Here is a 12,515-nt window from a genome sequence, read left to right on the forward strand (position 1 = left end):
AGCACGGCGGTGGCCGTGCTGACCCGTCGCGAACTGTGCAAGGCGACCGGGGCCGCGCTTGCGGTCCTGGGCGCCGCGCCGGTGGCTGCACAGGCGGCGCGTGTTGCAACCGCCGGCGGTTTGCCAGCGGTGGCGCCCGCCGGTGCCTTGCAGCTGTGGTATCGCGAACCGGCCAATGAATGGGTGGAGGCCTTGCCGGTAGGCAATGGCCGGCTCGGTGCGATGGTGTGGGGCGGTATCGCCCACGAGCGTCTGCAACTCAACGAAGACACCTTGTATGCGGGCGGCCCCTACGATTCCACCAGCCCGGACGCATTGGCGGCGTTGCCGCAGGTGCGCGCGCTGATCTTCGCCGGGCGCTATACCCAGGCCGAACAACTGGCAGATGCCAAGCTGCTCTCGCGCCCGCTCAAGCAGATGCCGTATCAACCGCTGGGCGACCTGTTGCTGGATTTCGATCGTGCCGACGGCATCAGCGAGTACCGGCGTCAGCTCGATCTGGACACCGCCGTGGCCACCACCACGTTCCGCTCCGGCGGTGCGGTGCACACGCGCGAGGTGTTCGTTTCGGCGCAATCGCACTGCATCGTGGTGCGCTTGTCGTGCGACCGGCCACGCGCCATTTCCCTGCGCGTGGGCATCGACAGCCCGCAAAGCGGCGAGGTCACCGCGGAGCAGGGCGGTTTGCTGTTCAGTGGCCGCAACGGCAGCTTCGCCGGCATCGAGGGCAAGCTGCGGTTTGCATTGCGGGTATTGCCGCAGGTGAAGGGCGGCACGGTCACCGCGTTGCGCGACCGTCTGCGCATCGAAGCGGCCGATGAAGTGGTGCTGCTGCTCACGGCAGCCACCAGTTACCAACGCTTCGATGCGGTCGATGGCGATCCGCTTGCATTGACCGCAGCAAGTTTGAAAAAAGCCGCCAAGCTGGATTTCCCGGCGCTGTTGCGTGCGCATCTGGCCGATCATCAACGCCTGTTCCGGCGCGTGGCGATCGACCTGGGCAGCAGCGACGCGGCACGCCTGCCCACCGGCGAACGCGTGCAACGCTTCGCAGGCGGCAACGACCCGGCACTGGCCGCGCTGTATCACCAGTACGGCCGTTACCTGTTGATCTGCAGCTCGCGGCCCGGCACCCAGCCGGCCAACCTGCAGGGCATCTGGAACGACCTGATGCAGCCGCCGTGGGAAAGCAAGTACACCATCAACATCAACACCGAGATGAACTACTGGCCCAGCGAGGCCAACGCGCTGCACGAGTGCGTTGAACCGCTGGAATCCATGCTGTTCGATCTGGCCAAGACCGGCGCGCATACCGCCAAGGCGCTCTACGACGCGCCCGGTTGGGTGGTGCACAACAACACCGATCTGTGGCGCCAGGCCGGCCCGATCGATGGCGCCAAGTGGAGCCTGTGGCCGATGGGCGGGGTGTGGTTGCTGCAGCAGCTATGGGACCGCTGGGATTACGGCCGCGACCGCGCGTACCTGGGCAAGATCTATCCGCTGTTCAAGGGCGCGGCGGAGTTCTTCGTTGCCACCCTGATGCGCGACCCGCAGACCGGGGCGATGGTCACCAACCCCTCGATCTCGCCGGAAAACCAGCACCCGTTCGGCGCGGCGGTATGTGCCGGGCCGACCATGGATGCGCAGCTGTTGCGTGACCTGTTCGCGCAGTGCATCGCCATGAGCAAGCTGCTCGACGTGGATGCGGATTTCGCCCGGCAGCTGACCACGCTGCGCGAGCAGTTGCCGCCCAACCGCATCGGCAAGGCCGGCCAATTGCAGGAGTGGCAGCAGGATTGGGACATGCAGGCGCCGGAGATGCAGCACCGGCATGTTTCGCATCTGTATGCCCTGCATCCGTCCAGCCAGATCAACCTGCGTGATACGCCCGAGCTGGCCGCCGCCGCCAAACGCACGCTGGAAATCCGTGGCGACAACACCACCGGCTGGGGCATCGGCTGGCGCTTGAACCTGTGGGCGCGGTTGGCCGATGGCGAGCATGCGTATCGCATCCTGCAATTGCTGATCTCGCCCGAACGCACGTATCCGAATCTGTTCGACGCGCATCCGCCGTTCCAGATCGACGGCAATTTCGGCGGCACCGCCGGCATCACCGAAATGCTGTTGCAAAGCTGGGGCGGCAGCGTGTTCTTGCTGCCCGCATTGCCCAGCGCCTGGCCGCGCGGCAGCGTGCGCGGCCTGCGTGTGCGCGGCGGTGCCAGCGTCGATCTGGAATGGGACGCCGGTCGCTTGCAGCAGGCACGGGTGCACAGCGATCGTGGCGGGCGTTATCAACTGTCCTACGCCGGGCAGACCCTGGACCTGGAACTGGGCGCAGGCCGCACCCAGCAGGTGGGACTCAACAACAACCGATTGGTGAAGCAATGAGCTTGTACGTAGGACTGGACGTGGGCACGCAGAGCGTCAAGCTGGTGGCCTACGACGCGCAGGACCGCGCCGTGGTCGCCACCATCGCAGCGCCGATGGAGCTGATCAGCCGCGACGACGGCACCCGCGAGCAACAGGCGCAGTGGTGGATCGACGGCATCGTGCATTGCTTTGCCCAGCTCGACGGCGAGCAGCGTGCGCGCGTGCGCGGTATTTCCGTCTCCGGCCAGCAGCACGGCTTTGTGCCGGTGGCCGCCGATGGCAGCGTCACCGCACCGGTCAAGCTGTGGTGCGACACCAGCACCGCGCTGGAATGCGACGAGATCATGGATGCGGTCGGCGGCGCGGCAGGCAGTGTCGCAACCGCCGGCAACCCGATCATGGCAGGCTACACCGCCTCCAAGTTGCCGTGGACGCGCAAGCACCGTCCCGAGGCGTACGCCGCAATGACCACGGTGATGCTGCCGCACGACTACATCAACTTCTGGCTCACCGGCGAGCGCTTTGCCGAGGTCGGCGATGCCTCCGGCACCGGCTGGCTGGACGTACGCACGCGCCAGTGGTCCGAGCGCATGCTCGGCGCGGTGGATGCGCAGCGCGATCTGCGCGATGCATTGCCACCGCTGGTGGACACCGGCGCGGTTTACCCATTGTCCGATGCCGCGGCCGAGGCGTTGAATTTGCCGGCCGGCGTACGCGTCACCACCGGCGGTGGCGACAACATGATGGCTGCCATCGGCACCGGCAACGTGGTGCCGGGCCGCCTGACCATGAGCCTGGGCACCAGTGGCACCTTGTTCGCCTACGCCGATCACCCGGTGGTGGACGACGAGGCACGCTGGGCCGCGTTCTGCTCGTCCAGCGGCGGCTGGCTGCCGCTGATCTGCACGATGAATTGCACCGTCGCCACCGAAGCGGTGATGCGCATGTTCTCCATCACCCGCGATCAGACCGAAGCGATGATCGCCGACACTGCGCCCGGCGCCGACGGCCTGGTGTTGCTGCCGTTCTTCAACGGCGAGCGCACGCCCAACTTGCCCGATGCACGCGGTTGCCTGTTCGGTATGGATCTGCACAACACCACTGCCGCGCATTTCTATCGCGCCGCGATGGAAGGGGCGACCTATAGCCTGCGCAACGGCTTCGACGCCTTCGTGGCGGCCGGCCTGCAGTTCGACACCATCCTGCTCACCGGCGGCGGCAGCAAGAGCGCGCAGTGGCGGCAGATGGTGGCCGACGTGTTCAACCTGCAGGTGGTGGTGCCGACCCAGCCCGAAGGCGCGGCCTTCGGTGCCGCGCTGCAGGCCCTGTGGGCGTGCGACCGCGCCGATGGTGGCGACGCCGCGCTGTCGGACGTGGTGCTGGAGCACCTGCAGGTGGACGACGCACTTGCCGCGCGGCCCGACCCGCAGCGCGTGGCCCAATACCAGCAGCACTACCAGACCTTTCTCAAGCACCTGCAGGTCGTCAGCCCGCTCTACGCCGGCTGAGCGACACGCCTTTTTCTACAACTCCCCCAGCAGCAAGGACATCACACCCCATGAGCAACACCGTTTTCATCGGCGCGAAGGAATATTTCCCCGGCATCGGCAAGATCGGCTTCGAAGGCCGCGACTCCGACAACCCGCTCGCGTTCAAGGTCTATGACGCCAACAAGAAGATCGGCGACAAGACCATGGCCGAGCATCTGCGCTTTGCCGTGGCCTACTGGCACAGCTTCTGCGGCAACGGCGCCGATCCGTTCGGCCCGGGCACGCGTGCGTATCCCTGGGACATCGGCAACAGCGCGCTCGATCGTGCCGAAGCCAAGGCCGATGCCGCGTTCGAATTCTTCACCAAGCTCGGCGTGCCGTATTACTGCTTCCACGATGTCGACCTGTCGCCGGACGCCGACGATATCGGCGAGTACGAAAGCAACCTCAAGCACATGGTGGGCATCGCCAAGCAGCGCCAGGCCGACACCGGCATCAAGCTGCTGTGGGGCACCGCCAACCTGTTCTCGCACCCGCGCTACATGAATGGTGCATCCACCAACCCCGACTTCAACGTGGTGGCGCGTGCGGCGGTGCAGGTCAAGGCCGCGATCGATGCCACTGTTGAACTCGGCGGCGAAACCTACGTGTTCTGGGGCGGCCGCGAAGGCTATGCCTGCCTGCACAACACCCAGATGAAGCGCGAGCAGGACAATATGGCGCGCTTCCTCACCCTGGCACGCGACTACGGCCGCGCGATCGGCTTCACCGGCAACTTCCTGATCGAGCCCAAGCCCATGGAGCCGATGAAGCACCAATACGACTTCGACAGCGCCACGGTGATCGGCTTCCTGCGTCAGCATGGCCTGGACCAGGATTTCAAGCTCAATATCGAGGCCAACCACGCCACCCTGTCCGGTCACAGCTTCGAGCACGATCTGCAGGTTGCCAGCGATGCCGGCCTGCTCGGCAGCATCGATGCCAACCGCGGCAACCCGCAGAATGGCTGGGACACCGACCAGTTCCCGACCGACCTGTACGACACCGTCGGCGCGATGCTGGTGGTGCTGCGCCAGGGCGGGCTGGCACCGGGCGGCCTGAATTTCGATGCCAAGGTGCGTCGCGAATCGTCCGATCCGCAGGACCTGTTCCTGGCGCATATCGGTGGCATGGACGCGTTTGCACGTGGTCTTGAGGTTGCCAACGCATTGCTGACGTCTTCGCCGTTGGAGACCTGGCGCGCCGAGCGTTACGCCAGCTTCGACAGCGGCGCCGGTGCCGATTTTGCCAACGGCACCAGCACGCTGGCGGATCTCGCCAAGTACGCCGCCGGCAATGCGCCCAAGCAGATCAGCGGCCGTCAGGAAGCCTACGAAAACCTGATCAATCAGTATCTGACGCGTTGATGTCCCGTGGCCGGCGGCGCACTGCGCGTCGCCGGCCGATGTCGGCCACCCCCGTGGCCGCTCCTTTGCATGCTTCCAGGTGAACCCATGTCCAGTGTCTCCGTAAACGGCGCCCCCGATGCCGGTGAGAACACCCGTTTTATCGTCCTGATCAGTTGCGTAGCCACGATCGGCGGATTCTTGTTCGGTTTCGATAGCGGCGTGATCAACGGCACTGTCGATGGCCTGAAGCAGACCTTCAATTCCAGTGCCGCCGAGACCGGGTTCGAAGTCGCCTCGATGCTGCTGGGTTGCGCCATCGGCGCCTTCTTTGCCGGCCGCCTGGCCGACCGCTGGGGCCGCCGCGCGGTCCTGATCATTTCTGCGGCGCTGTTCCTGCTCTCGGCCATCGGTGCCGGTGCCTCGCACAGCTCCGGCTTCTTCATCTTTGCGCGCGTGATGGGCGGCTTTGCCGTCGGCGCGGCGAGTGTCATTTCACCGGCGTATATCGCCGAGGTTGCCTCCGCACGTTACCGCGGCCGGCTGGCGACGATGCAGCAGATCGCCATCATCAGCGGGCTGTTCTGCGCGTTCCTGAGCAATTACCTGCTGGCCAACGCCGCCGGTGCCTCTACCGAGCCGTTGTGGGCCGGGCAGGCCGCCTGGCGCTGGATGTTCTGGATGCAGGCGGTTCCCTCGATCCTGTTCCTGTTACTGCTGCTGGTCATCCCCGAGAGCCCGCGCTTCCTGGTGGTCAAGGGCCGCCGTGAGCAGGCGATGGTAGTGCTCAAGCGCCTGTACGGCAATGCCGCCGCGCAGACCAAGCTGAGCGAGATTTCCGCCTCGATGGCGGCCGACCAGCACAAGCCCAAGTTCTCCGACCTGATCAACAAGACCACCGGCAAGATCCGCCCGATCGTCTGGATCGGTATTGGCCTGGCGGTGTTCCAGCAGTTGGTCGGCATCAACGTGGTGTTCTACTACGGCGCGGTGCTGTGGCAGGCGGTGGGCTTCTCCGAGCAGGACGCCTTGCTGATCAACGTGCTCTCCGGCGGCCTCAGCATCGGCGCCTGCCTGGTCACGGTGATGCTGGTCGACAAGATCGGCCGCAAGCCGCTGTTGTGGATCGGCTCGGCCGGCATGGCCGTGTCGCTGGCGCTGGTGACCTACGCGTTCGCCACCGCTTCGCTGGACGCCAATGGCAAGCTGGCCATGTCCGATGCCATGGGCATGCTCGCGCTGGTGGCCGCCAATGTCTACGTGGTGTTCTTCAACGCCTCCTGGGGTCCGGTGATGTGGGTGATGCTGGGCGAGATGTTCCCCAACCAGATCCGCGGCTCGGGCCTGGCGATCGCTGGCGCCGCGCAGTGGACCTCCAACTTCGCCATCACCGTCAGCTTCCCGATCCTGCTCGGCAGCATTGGCTTGGCCGGCGCCTACGGCATCTACACCGTCGCCGCGTTCATCTCGGTGTTCTTCGTCCTCAAGTACGTCTACGAGACCAAGGGCAAGGAACTGGAACAGATGGAGGGCTGATCGCTCTGTATGCCGATATCGGCATGGAAAACGAAGAAGGCCGCGCACTGCGCGGCCTTTTTTCTTGGGATGATTTCTTATGGCCAAACGCTATGCACGCTTGCATAAGCCGCATCAGCAAGCCGAACCAGGCAGCAAGGCCTGGTTCGCGTCATCAGCATTGCGCGCTTGTGTTCCTCTCCAATGAATCGTCGGATAGCGCTGCTATCGCTTGCTACCGAGCTCAGCGCGCATCCATGTATGGGGCTAATGCACCAGCAAAGTGCAATGCGCGTCGTTAAACGCACACGCTACGCGCCAGAACGTACACGCCTTTATCGCAATGTGTGCGCCATCGCTATACTCCGTTGAGCAGTTCCCTCCAGACTAGGACGCATCGTGAAACCAAGGAGTGGTGGTATGGCGGTAGCTAAAGACCTTGTCAGAGGCATGCTGATCAGCGTGTGCTACTGCTTGGTGTTTCTGATTCTCTGGCGTTTTTCCCTTGACCAGTGGTATCTGCCAGTTGGCTTGCGGGTCGTTACCTTGCTCTATCGACCATATCGAGAATGGCCGTTCCTGTTGGTGGGTGACGCTGCGGCGATGTTGTTCTTGCGGATTCCTCTGGGCGAGCTGCAGGGGTTCAGTCCGCTGTGGTCGTACTTGAGCCCCCTATTGCATGCTCCCTTGATCGCCTGTGCGATTGGCCTTCTGCGTTACCGCGCTCCTAACATCGTCAAGAGAGAGCAGTGGCTTATTCCCGCTGCTCTCGCGTTAGCACTTTGGAATGCTTTATGCAGTCTGTTATTGAACGGGCTGCTTGGTGGGCCGCAGATTTACCCTGTAATCGACCTGCTGTTGCGATATGGGGCGGGCAGCTACCTTGGCGTGATTACCCTGTTGTTGCCAGTGATGTTGTGGGTCAATTGGAATCGCAGTCCAGTGCGTTCCAGCTTTCCACGGGATGTTGCCGTCGCTGTGGTTGTCATCCTCGGCCTCTTCTTCATTCTTGGTGTCTTGAATGACCCATCGATTCGAAACGTTTTGATGGTCGCGATGTTAGTGCCGATGGTTGTACTGACTTTCAGGCATGGTTGGAGAGGGAATGCTTTAGGCGCGTTGTTGGCGAGCTTTTCGCTTGAGTTTTCAATGCCTAAGGTATATCAGGTCGGTTTTTTTGATCAGAATGTTTTCAATCTCCAGCTGCTCTATGCGGTTGTGACGACGATCCTGTTTATTTTCGATGCCCGTCTACGTGAGCCTGTCCTCGACAATAGATCGAATCAATCCAATAACGATGCCTACGCTTTTGCCCGCACAAGCTACGCCAGCGCCGAGCGTTTGCTGCGCAATCGTGTGCTTGAATACTCCGACATTAATGTACAGATTAATAGAATGCGCAAAGATGTAGTGGCTGATTTGAGGGCAAAAGGGCAGCATTCGCTAGCCATGGAGATGACACGAGTGGGTGTCATCGAATCGCAACTATTGCAGCAATACGTGGCCGCGTTGTATCCGTTAGAAATAGAAACGCATGGGTTATATCAAGCACTACGTTCGCCGGCGCTTGAGCGCTTCTGCGCTTCTCAGTTTCAGTGTGTGTTTCGTGGCGACTGTAGGAGCTTGTCTTTGGAGATGCAGTTGAGCGCATATCGCTGTGTTCTCAATTGCGTCGAAATTCTGCCTACGGCTGGCAGGCATTTCATCCAGGTGCGCGCATGGGCAGCAAGGGAGACTCGCGGCGTGGCGGTGCGTGTCATTGCTGATTCCTCATCGGCGGAGGCGGTCCGGCGCGACTTGAATGACGTGGAAGCTGAGCTAAAAGCAAGATTGAGAGTGCATGGCGGTATGTTTCATCGCCGCCATGCATTGGTTCTGACATTTCTCGTCGCTGAGGCCAATCCCGTGCTGATCAGGGAGACACGAACCACTGATCCCCGTTTGCTTCGCGCCGTGTGAGCACTATGAAATTTCTTGTCTTATAGACGAGTTGGGCTTGATTGCGCCTGGCTGCATCGCTTGTAGTGGGCTCGCTCACGCCTGGGTCTGAGGAGATTCTATTTTTCTTAGGCAAGACAACGCGATCCACGTCCTTGCCCATTGGTAGGGTCCATAGCGCGTCGTCCACCCTAGCGACCACCGCGTGGACGACGCCGGTGACATCGTTGATTTGCAAGTATGTCACGCCATCACGATGGAACTCGTAGATGGCAAGCGAGGAGTCCATGGCGAGGTTGGCTGCCTTGGGATTGCTATCTCCGAGCCCGGTGGCAGGTGCGCCGACGCCGCCACTGGGACAGCAGTCAGCCATCGCCGCGCTTGATGCGAAGAGCCCGGCGATTAAACAAAAACCCTTAAGCCAATTGTTTACTTTTTTCATGATTTGCCTTCCCCCTGCGCGGGGCAACTCCGCCTGCGATTCAGGCTCTTGTACGTTACGTCCTGACGAAGAGGTTTTGTTGATTGTTTGTCGCAGAAAATCGTTAAGTAATACCTGGTTAGCAAGACGGCGATTAAAAAGCCACTTGGAACGTGTTGCTTAGGCCCTAGACCTATCTATCTTCCGAGGCTGTGTAGCGCTCCAGACGGGCCAACTCACCGACTCAGCTTGAGTTCGTTGTCAGCACGCCCAAACCACTCAAGCACCTGCTGGTGATGAACAGGCCCCCAGCGACGCAGGAACTGCTGAGTGTGGTGATCGGCAGGGTCCTGGAGCGCTGTGAGGCGTTGGGCAATGAAGGCTGCGGTCAGGGGCTGGGCGCAGTCGATCTCAATGCAGCGACGCCAGGCGTCGTAGGTCTCGGGGATATGGTGGGACATGGGCGGCTTCTGGACGAGGAGCTGAACGAAGGCGGCAACCGGCTTGCTTTTGCTGAATTAATGTTACTTTATAACACCTCATCTTTGCCGCGCAGTCTTGCCTCCCGTGTTCTGCCTTCTTCTATGTTTTAGCTGCCGTCCGGAATCGCACTGCGCTCTGCGCTGCCGTTTGCTGTGGCGGGTCGATTGCCTGAGTTGTGAGGGCAGGGCGTGATGCAGCGTCGGCACCTATTACGGGGTGGAGCTGCTGCCTTGATGCTTGCGCCGACGTTCGGGGCTGCGCAGGGGCTCCCGGCCTTGCGGGGGTGCCGCGTGCAACAGCAGGGCGAGTTGCTTCGCGTGCGGCTGGAGCTGGGCGCGCAGGTGGCCTACCGTAGTTTCAGGTTGTCCGATCCTGAGCGTGTGGTCATCGATCTTTCTGGCGTGTCGCCGCAGTCGCCTCGCATCGATCCGATGCCCGCCGGCGTTGCGGTGACCCGCATACGCAGCGCGCCGCATCTCGATGGTCTGCGCGTCGTGCTGGATCTGCGGCAGCCCTGTACGGTCAACGTGCGCCGGGATGGCAGTGCGTTGGTGCTGGAGCTTGCCGCCATGCCCGGTGGCGCGGCCCTGACAGTCAGCGGCGATGCTACAGCGCCAGCGCCCGTAGACCCGGCCTGCTCGCCCCTGCATCCCTACATCATCGCCATCGATGCCGGCCACGGCGGCAAGGATCCGGGCGCGGTCAGTGCCGATGCGCGTTACGAAAAACATGTCGCCATGGCGGTGGCCGGACGGCTGCACCAGCGCCTGTCTGCCGATGCACGCTACCGGCCCACCATGATCCGCAGCGACGACCGCTTCGTGCCGTTGCATGAGCGCGTCTTGATTGCGCATCGCCACAGCGCGGATCTGTTCGTCTCCATCCATGCCGATGCCGCGCCAACACGCGAAGCGCGCGGCGCTTCGGTGTTTGCGCTCTCGCAGACCGGTGCCAGTTCGGCACTGGCGCGCTGGATCGCCGACAGCGAGAACGCGGCCGACGACATGGGCGACACCGCGCGCCGGCTGCGGGTGCCGAGCAACCCGGTGCTGTCGCAGGTACTGGCCGACCTGTCGCTGAGCGGCACCATCGCCAGCAGCCTTGCGTTTGGCACGTTGATGCTGGCGCGCCTGCAGCAGGTGACGCACCTTCACCAACACCAGGTCGGGCAGGCCGGCTTTGCGGTGCTGAAATCGCCGGATATTCCCTCGTTGCTGGTGGAAACCGGCTTCATGAGCAATCGCAACGATTGCCGGCGCCTGTGTGGCGATACGCATCAGGACGAACTGGCGCAGACGCTGCATGCGGGCATCGACGACTACGTCGATGCCTTTCCCGGTCGCGCCTGAGCCGCGATCGCCACCTTTACCCTTCGACGAGCACCCGATGTCCGCCACGCTTCCCGATGTTGCCGTTACCGAACTCTCCGCCCTGAGTGCGCCCTTGCGCTGGGTGGGCATGCAGGACATCGCCATCCCCGTGTATCTGGAAGCTGGCGGCGCCGGGCTCGCCGCGCGCGCCAGCGTGCAGGTCGATTTGCCGCGGCTCGAGCTCAAGGGCATCCACATGTCGCGGCTGTATCGCCTGCTGGACCTGCATCTGCAGCAGCCGGTGTCGCCGGCCATGCTGTCGCAGCTGCTACAGGCGCTGGTCGCCAGTCATGCCGATTGCGGGAGCCACGCGGCGCGGCTGACGCTGCGCTTTGAACTGCTGCTGCGCATGCCGGCGTTGCGCAGCGAAGGACTGAGTGGCTGGCGTGCCTATCCGGTGTACATCGTCGCGCACTGCAGGGCAGGGCACACCACAATCCAGCTACAGGTCGATGTGCTGTACGCGTCCACCTGCCCATGTTCGGCGGCGTTGTCGCGGCAGTTGTTGAGCGATGCGTTCGTGCAGCAGCACGCCGGGCGCGACGCGCTGCCGCTGCAGGAGGTTGCGCAATGGCTGCAGGAGCACGGTTCCTACGCCACACCGCATAGCCAACGCAGCGTGGCGCAAGTGCGCGTTGAGCTGGGCGCGGAGACGCAGCGCTTTGCGATCCGTGAGCTGCTCGATCTCTGCGAGCGGGCGTTGGCAACGCCGGTGCAGGCCGCGGTGCGGCGGACCGACGAGCAGGAATTTGCGCGTTTGAATGGCGCAAACCTGATGTATGTCGAAGACGCAGCGCGACGCCTGCGCAAGGCGCTGGCACAGCACTACGCGACCTTTCATGTGGCAGTGCGCCATCTGGAAAGCCTGCATGCCCACGACGCCGTCGCCGAAACCGGCAGCGACGACGACTCACCTTCTCTAGCTGCCGTGTGAGCTGAGGCCATGCACTGCAAATTGCCGAAGCGCCGGGCGCTAACGGTGCGCAAATCACATGTCGCGACCGCCCCGGCAAGGCGCGACGAACGCGGCATGCGTGACGCATCGCTGTTCGACCCGTCTGTGTGTTTTGTGTTGTTGTGGCTGATGTGAGCGACGCGACGGTGATCGATGTGGCGTCTGGCATCTGCCGCACGAGGCCTGCGAAGCGCGCATGCGCTTGAACCACATTGCGGTGGTGGTCGCGGCGCATCACATATCGATCAATACGGCCGCACGGGGCTCACGTTCAACGCGACCAATCCGGCAGCGCAGGACGGCAACCAACCTCGACCACATGGTGCCCGGGGCCACATCGTCCGGATCCAGGCATGCGCGCGAAGGCCGTCGCTGCCTGCCGCACAGCGGCGCAGCCCACACCACATGCAGACTGCCTGCACCACAACGCAAAAACCCCGCAATGCGGGGTCTTGGCGTGATCTGCAGCAGGACCAACGTGGTGCTCCCTAGGGGACTCGAACCCCTGTTTTAGCCTTGAGAGGGCCACGTCCTAACCATTAGACGAAGGGAGCGTTTTTGTCGCGTCTTGTGCAGCGCGCTAGTATA

General features: G+C 63.0%; 9 protein-coding genes and 1 tRNA gene. 7 read left to right on the top strand and 3 right to left on the bottom strand.

What is annotated here, in order from left to right; genetic code table 11:
* Positions 1–15 precede the first annotated feature (15 nt).
* The 5 genes from ACCQ10_RS08970 to ACCQ10_RS08990 all read left to right on the top strand — a co-directional run bounded on the left by ACCQ10_RS08970 (position 16) and on the right by ACCQ10_RS08990 (position 8,719).
* On the top strand, positions 16–2,388 hold the full coding sequence (locus ACCQ10_RS08970; RefSeq protein ID WP_372362829.1) for a glycoside hydrolase family 95 protein: 2,373 nt from the start codon (positions 16–18) through the stop codon (positions 2,386–2,388).
* Positions 2,385–3,878, top strand: a complete 1,494-nt coding sequence (gene xylB, locus ACCQ10_RS08975) for a xylulokinase (protein ID WP_372362830.1) — start codon at positions 2,385–2,387, stop codon at positions 3,876–3,878. Before ACCQ10_RS08970 ends, xylB begins: the two co-directional genes overlap by 4 nt.
* Before the next feature lie 50 nt (positions 3,879–3,928).
* On the top strand, positions 3,929–5,266 hold the full coding sequence (gene xylA / locus ACCQ10_RS08980; protein ID WP_372362831.1) for a xylose isomerase: 1,338 nt from the start codon (positions 3,929–3,931) through the stop codon (positions 5,264–5,266).
* An 87-nt stretch (positions 5,267–5,353) separates the two neighbouring features.
* On the top strand, positions 5,354–6,781 hold the full coding sequence (locus tag ACCQ10_RS08985) for a sugar porter family MFS transporter (protein WP_372362832.1): 1,428 nt from the start codon (positions 5,354–5,356) through the stop codon (positions 6,779–6,781).
* A gap of 399 nt (positions 6,782–7,180) precedes the next feature.
* Entirely contained in the window at positions 7,181–8,719 is a 1,539-nt protein-coding gene (locus tag ACCQ10_RS08990) for an MASE1 domain-containing protein (protein ID WP_372362833.1), read from the top strand.
* On the opposite strand, the gene ACCQ10_RS08995 is transcribed toward ACCQ10_RS08990, so the two are convergent.
* Both ACCQ10_RS08995 and ACCQ10_RS09000 read right to left on the bottom strand, forming a co-directional pair.
* The gene (locus tag ACCQ10_RS08995; RefSeq protein ID WP_372362834.1) at positions 8,673–9,140 is read right to left on the bottom strand and encodes a hypothetical protein; all 468 of its coding nucleotides are present in this window, start codon (positions 9,138–9,140) and stop codon (positions 8,673–8,675) included. The genes ACCQ10_RS08990 and ACCQ10_RS08995 overlap by 47 nt on opposite strands.
* 215 nt (positions 9,141–9,355) lie before the next feature.
* Positions 9,356–9,580 (bottom strand): hypothetical protein, encoded by a 225-nt coding sequence (locus ACCQ10_RS09000; protein ID WP_372362835.1) that lies wholly within the window; start codon positions 9,578–9,580, stop codon positions 9,356–9,358.
* Positions 9,581–9,793: 213 nt separating this feature from the next.
* Between ACCQ10_RS09000 and ACCQ10_RS09005 the strand changes: the two genes are divergently transcribed.
* Both ACCQ10_RS09005 and folE2 read left to right on the top strand, forming a co-directional pair.
* Positions 9,794–10,951, top strand: a complete 1,158-nt coding sequence (locus ACCQ10_RS09005) for an N-acetylmuramoyl-L-alanine amidase (RefSeq protein ID WP_372362836.1) — start codon at positions 9,794–9,796, stop codon at positions 10,949–10,951.
* 37 nt (positions 10,952–10,988) lie between these two features.
* The gene (gene folE2 / locus ACCQ10_RS09010; RefSeq protein WP_372363087.1) at positions 10,989–11,906 is read left to right on the top strand and encodes a GTP cyclohydrolase FolE2; all 918 of its coding nucleotides are present in this window, start codon (positions 10,989–10,991) and stop codon (positions 11,904–11,906) included.
* 500 nt (positions 11,907–12,406) lie between these two features.
* Here folE2 and ACCQ10_RS09015 read toward each other — a convergent pair.
* A tRNA-Glu gene (locus ACCQ10_RS09015) sits at positions 12,407–12,481 on the bottom strand.
* Positions 12,482–12,515 lie beyond the last annotated feature (34 nt).

Origin of the sequence: Xanthomonas sp. NCPPB 1325 (genome assembly GCF_041477645.2) — a bacterium.
GTDB classification, from domain to species: Bacteria; Pseudomonadota; Gammaproteobacteria; order Xanthomonadales; family Xanthomonadaceae; genus Xanthomonas; species Xanthomonas cannabis.

Bases quoted from the DNA above. Each gene is read 5' to 3' on its own strand.
- xylB (WP_372362830.1), top strand. From the start codon at position 2,385: ATGAGCTTGTACGTAGGACTGGACGTGGGCACGCAGAGCGTCAAGCTG.
- xylA (WP_372362831.1), top strand. From the start codon at position 3,929: ATGAGCAACACCGTTTTCATCGGCGCGAAGGAATATTTCCCCGGCATC.
- ACCQ10_RS08985 (WP_372362832.1), top strand. From the start codon at position 5,354: ATGTCCAGTGTCTCCGTAAACGGCGCCCCCGATGCCGGTGAGAACACC.
- ACCQ10_RS08990 (WP_372362833.1), top strand. From the start codon at position 7,181: ATGGCGGTAGCTAAAGACCTTGTCAGAGGCATGCTGATCAGCGTGTGC.
- ACCQ10_RS08995 (WP_372362834.1), bottom strand. From the start codon at position 9,140: ATGAAAAAAGTAAACAATTGGCTTAAGGGTTTTTGTTTAATCGCCGGG.
- ACCQ10_RS09000 (WP_372362835.1), bottom strand. From the start codon at position 9,580: ATGTCCCACCATATCCCCGAGACCTACGACGCCTGGCGTCGCTGCATT.
- ACCQ10_RS09005 (WP_372362836.1), top strand. From the start codon at position 9,794: ATGCAGCGTCGGCACCTATTACGGGGTGGAGCTGCTGCCTTGATGCTT.
- folE2 (WP_372363087.1), top strand. From the start codon at position 10,989: ATGTCCGCCACGCTTCCCGATGTTGCCGTTACCGAACTCTCCGCCCTG.